At 39.7% G+C, this 22,408-nt stretch carries 18 protein-coding genes; all 18 read left to right on the top strand.

Going from position 1 to position 22,408, the window contains the following annotated elements; translation table 11 throughout:
- Window positions 1-32 precede the first annotated feature (32 nt).
- The 18 genes from IGI37_RS14980 (at window position 33) to IGI37_RS14895 (ending at window position 22,408) form a co-directional block, all read left to right on the top strand.
- Window positions 33-623 carry a YitT family protein gene (locus tag IGI37_RS14980; RefSeq protein ID WP_438762867.1) on the top strand — a complete coding sequence of 197 codons (591 nt, stop codon included), beginning with the start codon at window positions 33-35 and terminating at the stop codon, window positions 621-623.
- A 15-nt stretch (window positions 624-638) separates the two neighbouring features.
- A complete protein-coding gene (locus IGI37_RS14975) occupies window positions 639-3,722 on the top strand; it encodes an alpha-mannosidase (protein ID WP_438762866.1) in 3,084 nt (1,027 codons plus the stop codon).
- A gap of 53 nt (window positions 3,723-3,775) precedes the next feature.
- Window positions 3,776-5,065 (top strand): glycoside hydrolase family 125 protein, encoded by a 1,290-nt coding sequence (locus IGI37_RS14970; protein ID WP_438762865.1) that lies wholly within the window; start codon window positions 3,776-3,778, stop codon window positions 5,063-5,065.
- Between the two features lie 28 nt (window positions 5,066-5,093).
- A complete protein-coding gene (locus IGI37_RS14965; RefSeq protein ID WP_438762864.1) occupies window positions 5,094-7,967 on the top strand; it encodes a glycoside hydrolase family 2 TIM barrel-domain containing protein in 2,874 nt (957 codons plus the stop codon).
- A 138-nt stretch (window positions 7,968-8,105) separates the two neighbouring features.
- On the top strand, window positions 8,106-9,566 hold the full coding sequence (locus tag IGI37_RS14960) for a CoA-acylating methylmalonate-semialdehyde dehydrogenase (RefSeq protein WP_438762863.1): 1,461 nt from the start codon (window positions 8,106-8,108) through the stop codon (window positions 9,564-9,566).
- 18 nt (window positions 9,567-9,584) lie between these two features.
- The gene (gene iolB / locus IGI37_RS14955; RefSeq protein ID WP_438763665.1) at window positions 9,585-10,412 is read left to right on the top strand and encodes a 5-deoxy-glucuronate isomerase; all 828 of its coding nucleotides are present in this window, start codon (window positions 9,585-9,587) and stop codon (window positions 10,410-10,412) included.
- Window position 10,413: 1 nt separating this feature from the next.
- A complete protein-coding gene (iolC, locus tag IGI37_RS14950; RefSeq protein WP_438762862.1) occupies window positions 10,414-11,376 on the top strand; it encodes a 5-dehydro-2-deoxygluconokinase in 963 nt (320 codons plus the stop codon).
- 9 nt (window positions 11,377-11,385) lie between these two features.
- Window positions 11,386-13,299 (top strand): 3D-(3,5/4)-trihydroxycyclohexane-1,2-dione acylhydrolase (decyclizing), encoded by a 1,914-nt coding sequence (iolD, locus tag IGI37_RS14945; RefSeq protein WP_438762861.1) that lies wholly within the window; start codon window positions 11,386-11,388, stop codon window positions 13,297-13,299.
- 785 nt (window positions 13,300-14,084) lie between these two features.
- Window positions 14,085-14,789, top strand: coding sequence for a Crp/Fnr family transcriptional regulator (locus IGI37_RS14940; RefSeq protein WP_438762860.1), 705 nt, complete (start codon window positions 14,085-14,087; stop codon window positions 14,787-14,789).
- A 132-nt stretch (window positions 14,790-14,921) separates the two neighbouring features.
- Window positions 14,922-15,530 carry an ECF transporter S component gene (locus IGI37_RS14935; RefSeq protein ID WP_438762859.1) on the top strand — a complete coding sequence of 203 codons (609 nt, stop codon included), beginning with the start codon at window positions 14,922-14,924 and terminating at the stop codon, window positions 15,528-15,530.
- On the top strand, window positions 15,523-16,260 hold the full coding sequence (locus IGI37_RS14930) for an energy-coupling factor transporter transmembrane component T (protein WP_438762858.1): 738 nt from the start codon (window positions 15,523-15,525) through the stop codon (window positions 16,258-16,260). Before IGI37_RS14935 ends, IGI37_RS14930 begins: the two co-directional genes overlap by 8 nt.
- Window positions 16,257-16,997, top strand: coding sequence for an energy-coupling factor ABC transporter ATP-binding protein (locus IGI37_RS14925; RefSeq protein ID WP_438762857.1), 741 nt, complete (start codon window positions 16,257-16,259; stop codon window positions 16,995-16,997). Before IGI37_RS14930 ends, IGI37_RS14925 begins: the two co-directional genes overlap by 4 nt.
- Window positions 16,998-17,092: 95 nt before the next feature.
- Window positions 17,093-17,908 carry an energy-coupling factor ABC transporter ATP-binding protein gene (locus tag IGI37_RS14920; protein WP_438762856.1) on the top strand — a complete coding sequence of 272 codons (816 nt, stop codon included), beginning with the start codon at window positions 17,093-17,095 and terminating at the stop codon, window positions 17,906-17,908.
- Complete coding sequence (locus tag IGI37_RS14915; protein ID WP_438762855.1) at window positions 17,889-18,830, top strand: nucleoside hydrolase; 942 nt, start codon at window positions 17,889-17,891, stop codon at window positions 18,828-18,830. Before IGI37_RS14920 ends, IGI37_RS14915 begins: the two co-directional genes overlap by 20 nt.
- Window positions 18,827-19,711: a ribokinase gene (gene rbsK / locus IGI37_RS14910; protein ID WP_438762854.1), complete on the top strand. Its 885-nt coding sequence runs from the start codon at window positions 18,827-18,829 to the stop codon at window positions 19,709-19,711. The genes IGI37_RS14915 and rbsK overlap by 4 nt, the downstream gene beginning before the upstream one ends.
- Before the next feature lie 50 nt (window positions 19,712-19,761).
- On the top strand, window positions 19,762-20,313 hold the full coding sequence (locus tag IGI37_RS14905) for a hypothetical protein (RefSeq protein ID WP_438762853.1): 552 nt from the start codon (window positions 19,762-19,764) through the stop codon (window positions 20,311-20,313).
- 108 nt (window positions 20,314-20,421) lie between these two features.
- Entirely contained in the window at window positions 20,422-21,237 is an 816-nt protein-coding gene (locus IGI37_RS14900; RefSeq protein ID WP_438762852.1) for a purine-nucleoside phosphorylase, read from the top strand.
- A 250-nt stretch (window positions 21,238-21,487) separates the two neighbouring features.
- Complete coding sequence (locus IGI37_RS14895; protein ID WP_438762851.1) at window positions 21,488-22,408, top strand: nucleoside hydrolase; 921 nt, start codon at window positions 21,488-21,490, stop codon at window positions 22,406-22,408.

Raw genomic sequence — 22,408 nt, 5'->3', positions numbered from 1 at the left:
AAAAGACAACAAGCACTGAGAATGGAGGAGAAATGAGAAAATCTATTTTAAAAATTGTTTTTGGCAATCTATTACTGGGAATGGCTTACGCAAAACTAATGGTTCCTCATAAGATAATAAATGGTGGCGTAACAAGTCTGGCTTTGATATTAAGTAATTTTTTTGCGTTGAATGTGACAAACTTTGCCAATATTTTGACCGTTTGTTTACTGGCTTTGGGCTTGGTTTTTTTAGGAAAGTTTTTCTTTTTTTCATCCTTACTAAGTAGTGCTGCGTATCTCTTTTGGTTCAACTTTTTTTATGCAACGCAATTTTCTATTGAGATTAACTTAGTCGTGGACTTTATTCTTGCGGTATTGTTTATCGCAATTGGTTACTATTGTTGTTTATCAGAAGATTCATCGACGGCAGGGCTGGATGTGATTGCCATCATTTTACACAAACGCTACGCGAACTTATCAGTCGCAACATTTCTGCGCTATTTGAATATTTTCGTGTTAATCGTCGGAGCCGTTTCTTATGGTGTGACTTCGGTGATAGTCGGCATTCTTTTTAGTTTATGTTTTACAAAGGTTCTTACGTGGATGACTGAAAATCAGCGGGTGCCACAAAAGAAGAAATAGGAGGGGGAAATATAAATGAGTATGTTTTATTTGGAAAATAAGCTACAAGCGAGATTAACTGAGATGGAAAAATATCGGTTGATGAATAAAAAAACTTTACCAAATTGGAAAGTGATTGAGGACCAAGCGAGACAGGATAAATATCCGCCAGAATCTTTTGAAGAGGCGCGTGATTTTGCCTTAGGTGATCGATGGGAAGGTAGAGACTTTTATCTGTGGGTGTCTACAGAAATTGCGATTCCTGATTGCGACAATAACTTTTTATATTTGGACTTTGGTCATACAGGTGGAGGGTATAATTCAGGATTTGAATCGTTGATGTTTATTGACGGCGTACCTTATCAAGGTGTGGACTCTAATCACAAAGAAGTTCGAATAGACGAGGCTTACCGCGGAAAAACGATTCGCGTGGCACTAAAACTTTGGTCAGGTCTTGAAGGTGGAGGAGAAGAACAGATTCAAGTTCACCAATTTAAAGAAGCTTTTTTGTGTCAGTTAAATCCAAGTATTGATGATCTTTATTATTTCTCCGACATGATCCATAAGACGTTGGAACAAATAGGTGAAGGCAATCCGATTCGGTATAAGTTGTCAAAAATTATCGATAAAACATTGTCACTCTTGGATTGGAAAAAGCCAGGAAGTGAGGCCTTTTATGACTCCTTTGAAACGGCGGATGCGTTCTTAAATCAAGAAATCAGTGCCTTACCTAAAGAGGAGCTAATTACCGTCACTGCTGTCGGACATACCCATATTGATGTCGCCTGGTTATGGCGTTTGAAACATACCCGAGAAAAAGCAGCAAGAAGTTTCTCGACGGTGTTACGTTTAATGGAAGAATATCCAGAATACATCTTCTTACAAACGCAACCCCAGCTTTATAAATATATCAAAGAAGATTATCCAGAGATTTATTCGAAGATAAAGGAAAGAGTGGCTGAAGGGCGATGGGAAGTCGATGGCGCTATGTGGTTGGAAGCGGATTGTAATATCCCATCTGGAGAATCCTTGACGCGACAAATTCTTCACGGCGCGAAGTTTATTAAAGAAGAATTTAATCAGTCTGTAAACTACTTATGGTTACCGGATGTTTTTGGTTATTCTTGGGCACTACCACAGATCCTTGAAAAATCAGATATCCAGACGTTTATGACGACTAAAATTAGTTGGAATCAGTTTAATAGAATGCCCCATGATACTTTTTACTGGCAAGGGTTGGACGGCTCAAAAGTTTTGACACATTTTGTGACAACGCCTGAACCGGGTGAAGAAAATAGCTGGGAGTCTAAGTGGTACTACACGTATAATGGCGAATTAGAGCCTGAGACCGTTCTTGGAGTTTATGAGGCTTACCAAGAAAAAAATATTAATAATGAGTTACTTATTTCCTATGGGTATGGCGATGGTGGCGGAGGAGTCAACCGGGATATGTTGGAAAAAAGACGGAAAATCGATCAAATCCCTGGTCTACCAGAATTAAAAACCGGAACAGCCAAAGAATACTTTGAACAGCTCCAAACAACCTTTAAAGAAACAGATGAATATGTTCATACATGGGATGGAGAATTGTATCTTGAGTATCATCGAGGAACCTATACATCACAAGCCTTTGTAAAAAAAGCCAATCGAAAGAGTGAGCTAGCATTGAGAAGATTGGAAATCCTTTATTCTCTATTAGAAATTCAAAACAATCAGGCCTATCCTAAAGAGGAACTTTTCTCTATGTGGGAAACAGTCTTAAGAAATCAATTCCACGATATTATCCCAGGGTCATCGATCAAAGAGGTGTATGAGGACTATCGAGAAGAAATGGGTCAGGTCTTTGAAAAGGTTGGCCACTTAACGCCTAACTTAACAGAGGATACAAAAGCCTTTAAAGTGACCAACTTTACAGGCTGGCAACGAAATCTGTTGGTTCATCTTCCTGAATTTAGTACAGCAAAACAATTTAAGGGTGAGGACGGTCAAGTTCTGCCTTCTTATACAAATGAGTCAGGTAGCTACCTAATTGTGGCAGAAGCTCCGCCGTTTTCTAGTACAACCATTCAAGTGGTGGATGTTATCAATGAACCGGTTTTATTAGAGAAAAAAGAGGTTACTAACGGAATTGAGAATGAATTTTACAAGATTCAATGGGCGCAATCAGGCCAATTGACCAGTCTTTTTGATAAACAAAATAAGCGTCAAGTCTTGAAAGGCAAAGGCAATGTGTTCCAATTGTTTGAGGATAAACCGCTCGATTTTGATGCTTGGGATATTGATATATTTTATCAAGAAAAATATACCGAATTACGGGCATCAACAATCACTATTCATCATGAGAATCCAGTCTTTACTGCAGTTGATTTTGTTTATGAATTTGGCGAGTCTCAACTTGTTCAAACGATGAGAGTCTACAAACATACACGCAGAATTGATTTTGTGACGAATGTGGATTGGCATGAAAGACAACAGCTGCTAAAAGTCATGTTTGATGTAGCGGTTCGCACGACAGAAGCGACATTTGACATTCAATACGGGAACGTCAAACGACCAAATCATTGGAATACTAGCTGGGACTACGCCAAGTTTGAATCGGTGGCTCATCAATGGGTTGATTTATCCCAAAGAGATTTTGGGGTGAGTTTGTTAAATGATTCAAAATATGGACATGATATTAAGGGCTCCCAAATTCGCCTAAGCTTATTAAAAGGACCTATCTACCCAGATCCAACAGCAGATATTGGCAAGCACGAGTTTACCTATAGCTTGCTTCCTCACACTGATAGTTTCCTTGAAGGAAAGACGGTTGAAGAGGCTTGGGAAATCAATAATTCATCTATTCTTTTACCAGAACAGTATGAGCTACCAGAAATCAAGCTAGAAGGAGGCGCTTATGTTGCTTTTGATGCAATTAAGAGAGCCGAAGATGGGAACGGCTGGATTATTCGGATGCATGAATACTCTGGTGGGAATCAGCAGCTGAACTGTTCTATTGAGGGGATTCAGTGGTGGAATGAAACCAATTTATTAGAAAAAGATTTAGGAGCGCCGAACGGACAAAAAATTAGTTTGTCCTTCAATCCATTTGAAATTAAAACGATTCGAATTGGCAAATAGTTATCTGAATTGATTTGGATAAGTGTCATACGGATTATTGTAAGGAGAATTTCATGAAACAAAACGAGATACCACTTTCAGTTAAAAAATTTATGGAAGAAATTACCGCTTTATGTGGCGAACAACATAAGTCTTGGGCAGCTAATTTTAATGCCGCCTTTGCCGATACCTTATTGACTACAGTAGAAAAACAAAAGGATGGCACAACCTATGTCGTAACGGGAGACATTCCTGCTATGTGGCTGAGAGATTCTGCAGCACAAGTGCGTCCCTACCTTATTCTAGCAAAAGAAGATCAGGAAATAAGAGAGATGATTTTAGGCCTAGTTGCACGTCAGTTCAACTATATCTTAATTGATCCTTATGCAAATGCCTTTAATAAACAGGCAAATGGTCATGGGCATCAAGAGGATTTAACTCAAATGAACCCTTGGGTATGGGAAAGAAAATATGAAATCGACTCGCTTTGTTATCCAATTCAGCTAGCCTATTTGTTGTATAAGAATACAGGGGAAAAACGCCAATTTACTGAAAAATTTCATGATGGAGTTAAGAAGATTATTCAAGTCTTTGTAACCGAACAATCTCACGAAACCTCTGACTATCAATTTGAGCGTTTGGATGATCGAATAGAGGATACGTTACCTAGAAACGGTCGTGGGACAAAAGTTGCTTATACTGGGATGACTTGGTCTGGATTTCGGCCAAGTGACGATGCCTGTACGTATGGTTATCTTATCCCTTCAAACGCCTTTGCAGTAGTTGTTCTAGCCTATTTGGAAGAGATTTATTCGGAGATTTTATCTGATCCTGACTTGCTCGCACAAATTCAGCAATTAAAAAAGGACATACAGCAAGGAATTGATTCATTTGCGTTAACACAGAACGCAGCAGGCCAAAAAGTATTGGCGTATGAAGTCGATGGTCTAGGAAATCAAACCTTGATGGATGATAGTAATGTCCCAAGTTTATTATCGTTACCGTATCTCGGGTTTATCGATGAAAAAGATCCGCTTTATCAAACAACTAGAGAGACCCTTTTGAGTTTGGAAAATCCTTATTATTACGAGGGCAGTAAAGGGCATGGAATTGGCTCTTCACACACACCTGTTAACCATGTTTGGCCAATTTCTATCGCGATGGAGGGTTTGACTTCTTCTGATAAACAAGTCAAACAGGCGTGTCTGGATCGACTAGTCTCGATGGATGCAGGTACACACTTTATGCATGAGTCGATTCATGTAGAAGATGTCTTTGAGTATACAAGAGAGTGGTTTTCATGGGCTAATATGCTATTTTGCGAGTTAGTTATGGATTATTTTGAGTTCACCATTCAAATTTAATGAGTATATGAGTAGGAAGGAAATAATCATGGAAAAAAAGCTAGGATTACGTGCACGATTCAATTTTTATGAAACACTTGAGGCTTCTCTAGCTTATCAAGAGCATTCAAAATTCCTGACATCCTTAGCAGGCACTTGGGACTTTCTATTTTGTTCATCGATTCAAGCAACTCCAGCAGCCTTTTTAGAAGGGAAGTATGACCAGCTGGAATGGCAGACCATCGAGGTTCCAGGGAATTTTGAATTCCAAGGATATGGGACACCAATTTATGCGAATATCGACTATCCATTTGCTTTGGTTCCGCCTAGAGTCCCGTTTGAAAACCCGACTGGCTTATATCACTTGTCGTTTGAGTATCATAAAAAGTTAGACGGACAACAGATTCTTAGATTTGATGGCGTGGAGTCAGCTTTTGAAGTCTGGTTGAATGGCCGTTTCCTTGGAGAAAGTCAAGGGAGCCGACTAATGACAGAATTTGCCATTTCGGAGCTTTTGAAAGAAGGCAAAAATGAGTTGGCTTTACGGGTTGTTAAATGGTCCAAGGGTAGCTACATGGAGGATCAGGATATGTGGTGGCTCGCAGGAGTGACTCGCGATATTACCATCATTGAAGAATCAGAAATTCAATCAATCAAAGTGACACCTAAGTTAGAACAAGAACAGTGGACAGTTGAGATTAAATTAAAAAGAGCGCATCAGAAAAGGCTGGAATTTGGGGTTTTTAATGAGGGAGAAGTGGTTTGCGATTTTCGTTCTGTGAGTGAAGACGCGACTTTTGCTGCACTAAAAATTCAACAGCCGAAGTTATGGAACTATGAGACGCCCAATCTTTATACATTGGTTGCTAGAATCGATGGAACGGTTTATTTGCCGATTCGATTTGGGTTGAGAAGGATTGAAAAAATCAATCAGATTCTCTGTCTAAACTCAGAGCCTATCTTGTTTAATGGGGTTAATCGTCATGAATTTCATTGCCAGAAAGGGCGGGCTTTGACCAAAGAGTATATGAAAGAAGAGCTTATTCAAATTAAGCGAGCGCATATTAACGCAATTCGTACGGCGCACTATCCAAACCATCCTTATTTCTATGATTTATGTGATGAACTGGGTTTTATGGTGATTGATGAATGTGATATTGAAACGCATGGGTTTCCTGAACAAGCGTCACTTTGCCAAGATCCATTATGGGAAGAGGCGTTTTGTTCAAGAGGGTTACGAATGGTTTCAAGGGACTATCACCACCCAAGTATTTTGTTGTGGTCCTTAGGCAATGAAAGTCATTTTGGAATCAACTTTGTGAAAATGGCGGAAAAAATTCGAGCGTATGATTCTACCCGATTGATTCATTATGAAGGGGATAGAGAATGTCAAGTCGTTGATGTTTACAGTACGATGTATTCTTCTATTGACGAATTAAAAGCGCGAGCGAGCAAAAAGATTTCTCAAATGCCTCACATTCTTTGTGAATATGGGCATGCGATGGGCAATGGTCCAGGGAGTCTAAAAGAATATCAGGAAGTTTTTGAACAGTATGATTCTGTTCAAGGTGGGTTTATTTGGGAATGGAAGGATCACGGAATCTTAGTGGAGGACGGGACTCAAACTTCCTATAAAATAGGTGGGGATTTTGGCGAATATGTCCATGATGGAGATTTTGTTATTGATGGGTTAGTTTTACCAGATAACAGACCTTCACCCGCACTTTTTGAATATACTAAGATTATTCAGCCTGTAGAATTCTTTTACCATGGCAACCAGCTAGTTTTGCGCAACAAGTATAAATATAAACAGTTAACGGGCGTAAAGCTTGTTTGGGAATTTCAAAATAAAGAGCAGACGGTTGTTGGGGAAATTTCTTCTATTTCACCGATTGATCCTGGCACCTTGTCTGAGGTCTTGTCAATCCCCGCTCCAGCAGAGGTAAACGGCGTCATTAGTTTCCGTTTGATTCCTCTTGAACCAGTTGGTGTATTTCAACCAGAAGATATTTTTGCAAGTGAGCAGTTTGAGTATGAAGCAAGCTATCAAAAGCCAGGACGGACAGAAACAAGCTTGGAGAAAACAATTCAGTATACCCAGTCAGATTCATTTATCCAAGTGACGATGGAAGAGACGACTGTTACGATTAATCTGCATACAGGCAATATCAGTAGTTTTGTCAAACAGGGAACGGAGCTGCTAAATGCAGAAATGAACCTTTCCTTACATCGACAACAAATAAGTAATGATGCTGAAATTCAAAAAATCTGGAATGAAAGTTATTTGCGCGAGCTGTTCTCTTATTGCCGCAAGTTCGCTATTTCTAAGAATCAAACGACCGTGTTTCTTCTGATTGACCAATATATCGCGCCTCCTCAAGCACCATGGGGGATGTATGTAAAAAATAAACTCTGGTTACTTGATGGAAAACTGACACGAGATTGCGAAATTTGGTTTGATGGGCAAGCCCCGAGTGAAGTGCCACGAATTGGTTGGGAACTCCCCTTTCAAAACAAAGTGGCGCAAGTTTCTTGGTACGGTCGTGGTCCAGGGGAGTCGTATCCAGATAGCCATTATTCGAGCCACATTGGGCAATATCAGCTTGATGCTAAAGACTGGGCGTTTCCTTATGTCGTGCCGCAAGAGACGGGCAACCGTATGGCGGTGGAACAAGCAAAGCTATTGTTTGAGGATACCGAACTAGAACTGGTTTGTGCGCGACCGTTAAACATGAATTTAGTACCTATGACAGCCAATCAGAATATGAACTATCGTTTCAAACAACCTGAGGATCCTTTACAGCGTGTATTGAGAATCGATGGTGGGATGCGAGGATTGGGAAGTCACAGCTGTGGACCGAAACCTTTAGACAAATATCTACTGAAAAGTGAGTATCACTCTATGAAATTTACGTTGGCCTGAGACGAAGGTTGGGACAGAAAATTTACGCACAAGCAACGTACATTAAGAAGTACAAAGATAAATGAGTGGTGTCATAAGAATTTACAGCACTACAACAAGTATCAAAGCTAGATAACAACAAGGGAGTGGAGAAATCAGATGACAGAAATTAGAAAACTTAAAAATTATATCAACGGGCAGTGGATAGACAGTCAAGCAGTGGACTATGAACTCGTAGTCAATCCAGCCACAAAAGAGCCGTTATGTGAGACTCCTTTATCAACAAAAGAAGATGTTCGTTACGCAGTCGAGAAAGCCAGTGCCGCTTTTCAAATTTGGAAAGAAACACCTGTGCCACGTCGCGCGCGAATCTTGTTTACGTATCAACAGTTATTAACGCAGCATAAAGAAGAGTTAGCCAAACTGATTACTTTGGAAAATGGAAAGGCCTTATCAGAAGCACGAGGTGAGGTGCAAAGAGGAATCGAAAACGTTGAGTTTGCAGCAGGAGCACCTAGTTTAATGATGGGTGATACCTTGTCATCAATAGCAACAGATGTTGAGGCGGCGACTTACAAGTATCCTGTTGGTGTTATCGGTGGAATCACGCCGTTTAATTTTCCGATGATGGTTCCTTGCTGGATGTTCCCAATGGCTATTGCATGCGGAAATACCTTTATTTTAAAACCATCTGAACGCACACCATTGTTAACGGAACGCCTAGTTGAGTTGATGACAGAAGCTGGTTTGCCACCGGGTGTCTTAAATGTTGTGTATGGTGCGCACGAAGTTGTCAATAGCATTATTGAAGAGCCAGAGATTAAAGCAATCTCGTTTGTTGGATCAAAACCAGTTGGAGAATATATCTACACAGAAGGTAGCAAACATTTGAAACGAGTTCAGGCGCTGACAGGTGCCAAAAATCATTCAATTGTATTGAAGGATTGTCACTTAGAAGAAACAGTGACTAATATTATTGCTTCCGCATTTGGCTCAGCAGGAGAACGTTGTATGGCCTGTTCAGTGGTCGCCGTTGAAGAAGAAATCGCAGAGTCGTTCATCCAAGCGTTAACAACGGCTGCACAAAATGTCACGATGGGTAACGGCTTGGAGGATGGCGTATTTTTAGGACCTGTCATTAGAGAAGAAAACTTAAATCGAACAATTGATTATATTGATACGGGCATCAAAGAAGGGGCGGAGCTGATCGTGGATGGTCGAGACCAGCTGGATCCTGCTGGGTACTTTATTGGTCCAAGTATATTTGACAAAGTAACGACAGACATGACTATCTGGAAAGATGAGATATTTGCACCAGTTCTTTCCATTGTTCGGGTAAAAGATTTGAAAGAAGGAATTCGAGTAGCGAATCAATCAGAATTTGCCAACGGTGCATGCTTGTTTACAAATAATGCTGCGGCAATTCGTTATTTCAGAGAAACGATTGATGCAGGGATGTTGGGCATTAATTTAGGCGTTCCCGCCCCTATGGCCGTCTTTCCTTTTGCAGGTTGGAAATCCTCATTTTATGGGACATTACCAGCCAATGGAAAAGCTGGAGTAGAGTTCTATACGCATAATAAAGTTGTTACGGCGCGTCTTTCCAAAGCGAATCTATAATGATTATAGAAGGAGAAACTGATGACTGAACTAAAAAGAAAACCGCATCTAATCCCGTTAGAAACAGACCTGCAACAAGCACATGAAGTTACCTCTTCTAATTCACCCTTACAGTACCTTAGTGCAAGAGTATTAGAAATGCAGGCGGGCGCAACGTTTTGTGAAGTACTTCAAGAGTTGGAAAGTTGTTTGGTGATTTTAACAGGTCAAGTAGATGTCGTCACAAAAGAAGAGGTATTCCGCGGCATCGGGACACGGGCGTCTGTTTTTGACAAGGTGCCAACAGATAGTGTCTATGTTGGAAAGGAAGAAACTTACACGATTCAAGCGATAACTGAGACAAAAATCATGATTTGTTACGGGAAATCTACAAAAAAACTACCGAATACGTTGATAAGAGCTGCACAAGTTGAGGTCGAGCACAGAGGGATTTTGAATAATAAGCGAACTGTTCACAATATTTTGACTGATTCCAGTGAAATTGCAGAGAATCTTTTAGTTGTGGAAGTCTATACGGCAGGTGGCAATTGGTCGAGTTATCCACCACATAAACATGATCAGGATAATCTTCCGAATGAGTCGTTACTGGAAGAGCTTTATTATCACGAGATGAATCCTAAACAGGGGTTTGTGTTTCAGCGTGTGTATACAGACGATCGTTTGATTGATGAAACGATGACCGTTGAGACGGGTGAAATTGTACTTGTTCCAAAAGGGTATCATCCAGTGGCTGTTCCAGATGGATATGAATCCTATTATTTAAATATTATGGCTGGTCCTAAAAAAGTCTGGCAGTTTTATAATGATCCCGCGCATGAGTGGATTTTAAATAGAAAGAGTGAGTGAGATGAATAAAAAATTTGACCTGATTGCTATTGGCAGAGCGTGTATAGATTTGAATGCGGTGGAGTATAATCGCCCTATGGAAGAAACGATGACCTTTAGCAAATATGTGGGTGGTTCCCCAGCGAATATTGCAATTGGTGCAGCAAAACTGGGATTAAAAACGGGCTTCATTGGAAAAGTCCCTAATGATCAACATGGGAATTTTATTGTTGATTATATGAGGAGCGTTGGAGTTGATACTTCAGAAATGGTTAGAGATCAAGACGGTCATAAGGTAGGGCTAGCCTTTACAGAAATTAAGAGCCCAGAAGAATGTAGCATTTTAATGTACAGAGACGAAGTGGCCGATCTTTATTTAGAACCTCAAGAAGTTAGCGAAGCGTACATTGCATCTACAAATATGCTTGTTGTTTCAGGAACGGCATTGGCGCAAAGCCCTTCAAGAGAAGCTGTTTTGAAAGCTGTCTCACTAGCCAAAAAACAGGGTGTTACGGTTGTATTTGAATTAGACTATCGGCCATATACATGGAAAAACGAAGAGGAAACATCCATTTATTATTCTTTAGTAGCCAAACAGTCTGATATAGTGATTGGTACAAGAGATGAATTTAATGTCATGGAGAATGTCGTTCAAGGAGAGAATACGCAGACGGTGGAGCAGCTATTCCAATTTGAGCCAAAATTGATTTTGATTAAGCACGGCGTAGAAGGTTCATACGCGTATACCAAAGAAAATGAAGTGTATAAGGCAACAGCTTATAAGTCTAAGGTTCTGAAAACTTTTGGTGCAGGAGATTCTTATGCCGCAGCGTTTTTATATGCGTTAGTTTCTGAAAAAGGAATCGAAATGGCTTTAAAATATGCGAGTGCTGCCGCAGCGATTGTTGTCAGCCAGCATAGTTCCTCAGAAGCGATGCCAACTGTTGCGAAAATTGAAGAGTTAATCTTAGCTCAAAGAGAGTGAGGGAACAAGATGACTAAGAAAATCCGATTAACAACGGCTCAAGCGCTGATTAAGTTTCTGAATCAGCAATATATTCATATTGATGGAGAAGAATTTCCTTTTGTAGAAGGGATTTTTACAGTATTTGGTCACGGAAATGTTTTGGGCATCGGTCAAGCATTAGAAGAAAATCCGGGACATTTGAAGGTCTTTCAAGGGAAAAATGAGCAAGGGATGTCTCACGCTGCCATTGCCTACAGCAAACAATCATTGCGCAGGAAAATTTATGCAGTGACAGCTTCTGCAGGCCCGGGCTCTGCCAATATGGTGACCGCGGCTGCAACGGCCTTCGCAAATAATATTCCTTTGCTCCTACTACCGGCAGACACGTTTGCCAGTCGACAACCTGATCCAGTCTTACAGCAATTGGAAGTCGAGTCAAGTATTGCTTTGACGACTAATGATGCCTTCAGACCTGTTTCAAGATATTGGGATAGAGTTCAGCGTCCGGAACAATTAATGTCCGCGTTAATTCGAGCGTTCGAAGTGATGACCAATCCTGCAACAGCAGGGCCAGCAACGATTTGTATTGCACAAGATACAGAAGGTGAAGCTTATGAGTATGATTGTTCATTTTTTGAAAAGCGCGTCCATTATATGAACCGAACAGAGCCTACTTCTCGAGAGATAACAGGTGCGATTGAGCAAATTAAAGCCGCCAAATATCCAGTATTAGTGGTTGGTGGTGGGGCACGTTACTCAGGTGCGGGCAGTATTTTAGAGCATTTGTCTGAGAGGTGCAACATACCGATTGTTGAAACGCACGCGGGCAAATCAACCGTTGCCGACACGTTTAAAAATAATTTGGGTGGCACTGGTGTATTAGGGACTGCTGCAGCCAATGAAATTGTTCGTAAATCTGATTTAATTATCGGGATTGGAACAAAATACAATGACTTTGTAACGTCCTCAAAAACGGCCTATTCGTTTGGGAAAACGAACTTCTTAACGATTAATGTCAGTAGAATGCAGACCTATAAATTTGACGGGTTTCAAGTAGTGGGCGATGCGCGAGTGACGTTGGAGAAAATTTCTTTGCTATTGGGTAATTATCAAACACAATTTGGTACACTGATTCATGAAGTGAAAGAGAATTGGAAAAAGGAAAGAGAACGTTTAGCGTCGATTACATTTGATTCTGAGGCGTTTACTCCTGAGATTTCTGGTCATTTTACACAAGAAGTCATGAACGAATATGCACAAGCGCTCAATTCTCAATTCACTCAGACTGCTGCGTTTCTGACGATTAATAACGAAACGGCTTCAGATAGTATCGCCGTGGCTTCTGCAGGTTCTTTACCAGGCGACATGCAACGTCTGTGGGAATCGTCTGAACCAAATACGTATCACTTGGAATATGGTTACTCATGTATGGGCTATGAAATTGCGGGGGCTTTGGGTGTAAAACTGGCTCAACCTGAACAAGAAGTATATGCGATGGTTGGTGATGGTAGTTTTCTAATGCTTCACTCTGAGCTGGTGACGGCACTTCAATACAAACAAAAAATAAATATTATGTTGTTTGATAATTCTGGTTTCGGTTGTATTAATAATTTACAGATGAGTAACGGCAGTGGTAGTTATATGTGTGAGTTTCGAACAAGTGATAATGAAATCATGTCGATTGATTATGCAAAAATTGCAGAAGGGTATGGTTTAAAGGCTTATCGAGTGAGAAATCAAGAAGAGCTCGTTCAAGCACTAAATGACTCGAAAAAAGAGACGGGGCCTGTCCTTTTTGACATCAAGGTTTTACCAAAAACCATGTCAGACGGTTATGATAGCTGGTGGCATGTCGGTGTCGCAGAAGTTTCTGGGAAAGAAACAATAAAAAAAGCATATGAAGAAAAAGAATCTATGCTAAAAGATGCATGGAAGTATTAAAAATCTGAATGAAGGAAGCTATAATGGACATGGTGTAAACTTTGCTAAGGCAAGGTTTACACCATGTTTTTTGTTTTTAAGTACAGTATTTATTTTGACTTCATAAAAAAAACTTGCTATAATTTAAGTGTAGGTAAAAGGTGTTGGTGACACCTCTTACAAAATTGCTTCGGCAGTGGATTTTTTGGGTAGCTTAAAGGATTACTCCTTTGAGCTTTTTATTATTTTAACAATCTCTAACAATAACTTAGTTATTGTTAGGATTGCTATAATGTATTTAAACATTATAGTAATAATTCAACCTTCCTCATTCCACTGATATTCATTGGCGAAACCTCCCTTCAAACCAACGTTTCATTTTATAGTTGAAAAGTTGAGGGTGATTCACCACGACCAAATACAATACTACACTTAAATTAGAGTAAGCAACGGTGTAACTATACCATAGTTTTAGTAGGTCTGCGAAGAGAAATTTTTAAATATTTTACAGCGCACAATTTTTCTTGAGTAAGTAAGCAATACTCAGGAATAGGTGGGCTTTTTTAATTTCAAATTATCCCAGTAATACCTACAAAAATTAGAAAAATACTTTAATCAGTCGTGAATCGTGAGGGAGAGCAGCCTGTGATGTGTGATTTTACAAAATAGATTGTAAAATAATTTTCTGTGTAAGATAATGAGTGAGAGATTGAATGGTAGAATGTTTGAAAAGCATTGACCGATTGAATTCTAAAATAAACATCTAACCAATAGAAACTTCGTATAGGAGAGGAGTAAGTCAAAGGATGGAAAAGAACCTTCTTAGAGAAAAATGGCAGCATTATAATCAGAAAAGTACGATTAATTATAGTAGCATACAAGACAGAGGAGTTGAACAATATCCCGTCATTCGATTTGAAGCCAAAGAGACTGTTATCATGCGTGGCGATTTTCCAGAATATGTCTACTTTATTCTTAGCGGAATTGTTGTTGGTGCTAGGAATTATGCGGATGGAAATGAATATGATTATTTCCAATTAGGAAAAAGTAATGGGAGTGTCGGTTTACTTGAAATTTTGGCACAAAAGGAAGAGACAATTGCGACGATTACTTGTTTGACTAAAGTGGAAGCGGTACGAATTCCCTCTTCAGTTGTTTATGAATGGGTGATGCAAGATATTGAGCTGTTACGATTGAGTGCAGGACTTTTAGCCAAGGATTTATACGATCGTTCAGGAAATGATGGGTTATTGTATCGGTTTGAAGGAGTCAATCGCTTGCGTTATTTCCTTGTTTCATATTATGAGGAGCGGCAGACGGATGAGGATAAACTAGTTGAAGTACAAGAGATTCGCGAAAAAATTGGCAACAAGTTAGGCATGAGTGTCCGTACAGTAGGTCGTTCGTTAAGGAAGTTACGCGAGAATCATGAGATTATCAGCCAGCAACGAAAAATATATATCGGCGCAGAGGAATACCGCCGACTCAAAGAACAACTACAATATTTTTAAAAATAAATTTTATCGATTTTTATCACGAGGGGACATGTGACCTTTCGTGTTTTTTTATTTCTGACTATACTGATGATGAAATTTAGAAAGCTCTTACATTGTGTGAGAAAAAAATTGAAAGTGGGAAAAGGTATGAAACGAGGAATAAGATATGACTTTGGTTTACCGGCATTAATGCTCATTCCAGTAGGTGTTTCCTTAAACGTTGTCGGGTATCAGCTGTGTACAATTTTGAAATTCCCGGTCTTTATTGACCAGATTGGCACCTATTTAGTAGCCATGGTGGCGGGGCCTTGGGTGGGACTAGTAACAGGCTTTTTAGGGAATGTTGTTAATGGGATGCTAAATCCAGTAGCGATTCCTTATGGGATTGTCTCAATGAGTATTGGGTTATTTGCCGGCTACTTCTCGAGATTCAAATTTTTTAAGAATATTTTGGGTATCTTGATTGCCTGTGCTGTATTGACGATTGTTTCGGCGGGGTCAGCCGCGATAGTCACTGTTTTTATGTTTGGTGGGATTACAGGAGCTGGGACGGATTTAGTGACAGCGGCATTTTTGGCAGCAGGTCAGCAGCTATGGGACTCAGTCTTTTCTACCAATATATTGACAGGCACAATCAACACCATTTTAAACTTCTTTATTAGCTATTTAGTGGTTAAACGAATTCCACCAAGGTTCTTAATCAAGTTGAATTATGGACGTCCATATATTAAAAAGGAGGCGTTGAAGCATGGATAGTATGATTGGAAAATGGCATCCTTCGACGAAATTAATGATTGTTTTAACAGTCATAATTGTGAGTATGTTTTCAACTTTACCAACTGTTCAGTATGTACTGTTCGGAGTAGCTTTAGTTCTAAGCTTGTTTTCTGGAACACTAATCAATTTTTTAAACACTTTTTTTAAATCAGTTTTTGTAATTGTTTTATTTATTTTCTTAGTTCAAGTGTTCATCGTCAAAAATGAGGATAGTCAATCACTTTGGTGGTTCATTGGCTACTCTCAAATGGGCATGGAGACAAGTATCGGTTTATCTGCTCGAATTGTGGCGATTAGCTCAATTATTATCTGGTTCTTTCAAGTAACTAGCGTGAAAGATATTGTATCAGCTTTAGAAAAAGCCCGAATTCCTAAGAAGGTTACATTCGTGATAGCGGCAACTATTCAGTTGATTCCACAGATGTCAAAATTATCGCAAACGATAACCGATGCACAAAGAGCAAGAGGCATTGAAACTCAAGGATCGGTCTTTGTTCGTATGAAAGCCTTTGTGCCAATGATGGGGCCACTGGTTTTAACGTCCATTCAACAAACGGATGAACGAGTGCTAACTTTGGAGGCAAGAGGGTTTTCAGCACCAATGAAAAAAACAACGTACTATTCACTTAAAAAGACAGCTGCCGATTATTTGATTGACCTACTTTGTTTAGCTGTGTTGATTGTGTATTTTGTGGGAGGGCCATTATGAGTTTAATCGAATTAAAAAAAGTGACATATAACTATCCATTAGATAATGAACCAGTCATTAAAGAAGTATCTCTGTCTCTTGAAAAAGGGAAGGTATATGGACTTATTGGCAATAACCAAGCGGGGAAAACGACGCTTTGTAATATTATTCGGGGATTTATTCCCAGTTTATTTTTTGGTGAGTTAGCAAGGGAAGTCATGTATAAAGACAAGCCTGTTCAAACATACAATGTGGGTGCGTTAGCTGCTGAGATTGGTTATTCTTCTCAAAATCCCTTTACCCAAATTTCTGGGGTCAAGGATACAGTAGAAGAAGAGATTGCTTATGGAATGGAAAATATCGGGATAGAACCCGAGATTATGAAAGTTAAAGTCCAAGAATTGTTGAAGCTGTTTGCGCTAGAAGCACTAAAAGAAAAAAATCCTTATGAGTTATCTGGTGGTCAAAAACAGCGTGTCGCACTGGCTTCTGTCGTAGCTTTAGATCCAGAGGTGATTATTTTGGATGAGCCGACTTCCCAGCTTGATCCTCAAAGCACGGAGGAAGTCTTTCAAATTATTGCGATGTTAAAGGAGCAAGGGAAGACGATTATCGTAGTGGAGCATAAAGTGGATTTATTGGCGGAATATTGTGATGTTGTTATTTTACTAGAGGATGGTCGTGTGGTGAAATGCGGCGAAACGCATCAGCTGTTAAACGACAGAACGATTTTAGCGCATGGCGGGTCTTTGCCATAAGTTGCTTTGTTCTTTATGGAACAGCTTAAGTTTGATAAGCAAATTCCGATTACGATGGCAGAAGCAATTGCCAAACTAAGGGAGGTCACTTCAAAATGAGTTTCTTAAAATTAAATCAAGTTAGCTATAGTTATCCAAATGGTTTTGAAGCAACCCAAGAAGTCTCAACGGAGTTTCAATTAGGTGAAGCTGTTGCAATTGTCGGTCAAAATGGGGCTGGTAAAACAACCACCGTCAAACTGATGAATGGTTTGTTACGCCCAACAAAAGGGGAAGTTTTGATTGATGGTCAATCAACGAAGGGTCTCACTACGGCACAAATGTCAAAGCATGTAGGGTATGTGTTTCAAAACCCGGATGACCAAATTTTTCAAGAGACGATTGAAAAGGAAATTGCTTTTGGCCCTAAGAGTCAAAAACTAACTTCTGCGGAGATTCAAGCCAAAGTAAAAGAAGCTGCTGAAATCTGTGGACTGACAGATGTTTTGCATGAGCATCCGTATAATCTATCGTATTCTAAAAGAAAGTTTATTACGATTGCTGCAATTATAGCGATGGATCCAGAAGTGATTATTTTGGATGAACCAACTGCAGGACAAGATAGAGAATCAACAGAGCTGCTGGGTAGAATCATTAAAGAATTATCTAATAAGAACAAAGCAGTAATAACAATTACTCATGATATGGAATTTGTCGCAAAAGAATTTCAACGAGTTTTAGTTTTCGCCGATAAACGATTGCGTAAAGAAGGAACCCCTAGAAAAATATTCTGGGATGAGGGTTTGTTAACTTTGAGTGGGTTAAAACAGCCATATATCTGTCAGTTAGCTAAAGCACTGGGCTTCCAAAATGTTTTGACGATGGAAGAACTTGGTAAGGAGGTACTTGGACATGAAGGACATTCTGATTGATTGTGATCCAGGCCATGATGATGCACTCGCTATTATAGTGGCTTTGGCGAATGCTGAAAAACTAAATGTCTTAGGTGTGACGACGATTGGTGGCAATCAGACATTAGCTAAGGTGACAAAAAATGCACAGAACATGCTACATTTTCTACGTGCTGAAATCCCATTAGCGCAAGGACAAGAAGGGCCGTTAGTAAAGTCTTTGGCGACGGCACCTGAAGCACATGGTGAAAGTGGTATGGAAGGACCTTATTTTGAAGGAGCAGACTATCCCGTCAGCCAGATGAATGGGATAGAGTTTCTTCATCAAAAAATAATGCAAGCTGAGGGAAAAGTCGCGATTGCGGCGTTAGGTCCGTTGACGAATATTGCGTTACTTCTTAAAAGCTACCCAGATGTTTTTCCTTTGATAGAAAAGATTGTCTTGATGGGTGGGGGAATTAGCCACGGAAACCAAACACCGTTAGCTGAATTTAATATTTATGTCGATCCGGAAGCTGCGGAGATTGTGTTTCAAAGTGGGTTGCCGATTGTTATGGCAGGGTTAGATGTAACAGAAAAAGCAGTCATTACCGTAGCTGAAATTGATCAGCTACAAGGTCGAGGGCGGGTCAATCAATTGGCTTATGAACTGTTGTCTTTTTATAATACTTCTGGCCGTCAATTTGGGTTTATTGATTCTCCGCTTCACGATTTATGTACAATTGCGTATTTGTTAATGCCTGAAATCTTTACGGGTGTACTTTGTGACATCCATGTTATTACAGATGATTCCCCTGCCAGAGGGGTGACTTATGGCGACTTTAGACGTGCGTTTACATTACCGAAGAAGACTCTTGTTTTACAAGAAGTTGAGCGAGAGAAATTTGTGAAGCTGTTGACAGATGCATTAGACAGACTAGATGCACAGGAGAAAAGCATATGAAAAAAATTCTTGTGGTTGGCTCAATGTCCGTTGATTTAACGATTGAGACCCAACGAATGCCAGAACAAGGGGAAACGATGAAAGCCGAATTTCTTGAACTGTTTTGTGGAGGAAAAGGAGCTAACCAAGCTGTGTCAATTGCCCGTTTAGGGGGTGCGGTTGACATACTTGGCTGTGTCGGCTCGGATACTTATGGGGAAATGGTTATAGAAAATTTGAGGAAAAATCGAGTAGGAACAGAGATGGTTGGTAGGAGTTCATCGGCTTTAACGGGAACAGCCCACATCTTTTTAATTAATCATGACAATCGTATCGTGATTGTGCCCGGAGCCAACGATACAGTGACACCAGAATTTGTGGAAGTACAATTGACGAGGCCGTTTTCTAGTTATAGCATGGTCATTTTACAAAATGAGATTCCTAGTGAGACTATCCGTTTTATAGTAAAACGATGTCAAGAAGAGGGGGTTCCAATTCTGTATAACCCAGCTCCGGCTGACGTAGCTGCAGGAGATTTGATGAATGAGCTAACCTTTTTAACGCCTAATGAGCATGAATGCGGACAGATTTTTCCGCAATGGACACTCGCAGAAGCGGTCGGAAAATATCCCAATCAGTTAGTCGTGACGTTAGGCTCAAAGGGCGTTATCTTTCATGATGGACAAACGATTCGCTGTATTCCAGCGTATAAGGTCAAAGCTGTGGATACAACGGGTGCAGGAGACACGTTTAATGGTGCGTTTGCATTAGAAATCGTTCGCGGAAAATCAATTGCTGAAGCGATTCAGCTGGCGAATAAAGCAGCAGCTATTTCAGTCACCAAAAAGGGTGCACAAGGCGGAATGCCAACTGAGTATGAAAGACAACAATTTAACTCATAAATTAAAAAAAGTGAAAAGATGAGCTGTGGGAAAAAACCGAGGAGGACTTAATGAAAAATAATTTGTTACTTTGTATTGTAATCGCTTCAGTAAACTTAATAGGCACTTTGTTGATTGGCAAGCTAGCTATTGGTCAGTTTATTTGGATTAGCTTCCTAGCATTACAATTTTATTTTATAGGAAATGTTGCGATGCAAAAACGAGCTTGTCTTGAATTATTGGCTTCATTTACTGTCGGTCTTTTTTGGGGGCAGCTCTCTAATTTGCTTTGGTTTTACTTCTCTGATTCATTGTCTTATTTTACTATCAACTTTATTGATGGCGGCCTATTAATTTTTCTGTTAAGTGTTGGGGCGTTAATTTTGTTTGATAAAAAGTTACCTGGACGCCTACCTGCAACCTTCACTGGCTTAACAGTGACGGTTCTGCTGTGGGGACGTCCAGTACCATTTATTGGACAAGGGTTGTTAGGCGACCGGTCAGTTTTTGTTGGTCTGTGTATTGCTTGTGGAATGTATGCTTATGGGTTACTGATGGCTTTTATGATGGATGTCATCTACAGTAATTTGGTTAGAAAAATCTATAGAGAAGATGGGGAGTAAACGATGGACGTTTTTTCGTGTAGTCGTTTAGTGAGAACAAAAAAGCTTTGAAACAACGGAATAAAGAATAGATTACATAAATAATGAACAGAGAAGGAGAACGGACATATGACATTAATGGAAAACTTAGAAGAAACCGTCTTGTATATCAAGAATCATGGGGTCAAAGAAATTGATTTTGCATTGATCTTAGGATCGGGTTTAGGTGAATTGGCAGATGAGATACAAGACGCTGTAAAGATTCCTTACGATAAAATTCCCCATTTCCCAGTTTCGACAGTCCAAGGCCATGCGGGACAGTTAGTGTATGGCACCTTGTCTGGGAAAAAAGTTTTGGCTATGCAAGGACGTTTTCATTTCTATGAGGGGTATTCTATGGAGACTGTAGTGTATCCAGTACGAGTGATGGCTAAGTTGAAGGCACATTCTCTGCTTGTCACGAATGCAAGTGGAGGGGTCAACAAAACCTTTGAACCAGGAGATTTGATGCTGATTACCGACCAAATCAATCATATGGGAACCAATCCTTTAATTGGTATGAATGTGGATGAAATGGGCCCGCGTTTTCCTGATATGAGTCAGGCCTTTGACAACGCGTATCAAAAGACTGTGGTACAAGTAGCGGAAACATTGGCTATTCCATTGAAGACAGGAACTTATATGGGCTTCTCAGGTCCGACCTATGAGACGCCAGCCGAGATTCGTTTTGCTCGAAGCATTGGCGCAGATGCAGTAGGTATGTCAACAGTTCCTGAAGTAATTGTGGCCGTCCACAGTGGCTTAAGAGTGTTGGGCATTTCATGTATCACGAACCTTGCAGCGGGTATGCAAGAAACGCTTAATCACGAAGAGGTGATTGAAACCACGGAGCGTGTGAAAACTGATTTTAAACGGTTAATCAAAGAAATTTTGATGACTATTTAAAGTTGTTTTACCCAAAATGAAGCGTTAGAAAAATGGCTTTTTACCGAGAAGGAAACACAACAAAGAAGATAGCTTGGATTCTTTTATGCGTTTTCTTCTTTTTTGCATCAATAAAACTTGTTTGTTTACAACTTTGTAGATATTCCTGGAGAATAAATTGTAAAATTACATAAAAACGCTTGCAATAATTGGTTTATATTGTATAATCAAATTGTAAAGTTGTAAAAAAACAATTTAGGAGGCCGTTATAATGGATAATGCCAAAATCATTAAGCGACTAGAAAAACCAAAAGGAAAAGTAGACGTAGTTCTTGATACGGATACATATAATGAGATTGATGATCAGTTTGCGCTAGCGTACTTAATTCAGTCTGAAGAAAAGTTGAACTTACAAGCAGTTTATGCAGCACCATTTTTTAATCACCATTCTGAAAGTCCAGAAGATGGGATGCAAAGAAGTTATCAAGAATTATTTAATTGCTATAAATTAATGAATGAAACACGCTATCATGAAGTAACTTTTAAAGGCTCTACGCAGTTTTTGAAGGATGAACAAACGCCTGAAGAGTCAGCTGCCGTTAGAGACTTGATTAATCGTTCGAAGAATTATTCTGAAGAAAATCCTTTGTATGTAATCGGAATTGCAGCAGCTACGAATTTGGCTTCTGCAATCTTGTTAGATCCAACGATTATCGACCGAATTGTTATTTTGTGGTTAGGTGGGTTGAGCTATGACTGGCACGATAACAAATCGTTTAATTCAGGCCAAGATGTTGCAGCAGCACGCGTTCTATTAGATTCTGGTGTGCCCTTAGTTCAATTTCCAGGAAAGAATGTGATATCTGCATTTACAACAACAGGGCCTGAACTGGAGTATTGGTTAAAAGGAAAAAATAAATTCTGTGATTACATGATTGAGAAAACAGCAGAGGAGGCGCGAATTTGTTATGGCGGAAGCGTTTGGTCAAGAGCTATCTGGGATGTCGTTCCCATTGCTTGGTTACTAGATGGAGAATTTATGTTAGACACACTAATTAAAAGCCCAATCATGCAATACAATGATTATTATAGCTTTGATCCTAGACGTCACTTTATCAAGTATGTTTATCGTATTGAACGAGATAATTTGATGAATGACTTGTTCATTAAGTTGTCTAAGATTCCTAGTTAA

The sequence above is a fragment of the Enterococcus sp. AZ194 genome (genome assembly GCF_051713825.1).
Classification (GTDB): Bacteria; Bacillota; Bacilli; order Lactobacillales; family Enterococcaceae; genus Enterococcus_K.
The sequence above is the reverse complement of the archived record's forward strand: the minus strand, read 5'-3'. Positions and strand labels throughout refer to the sequence as shown.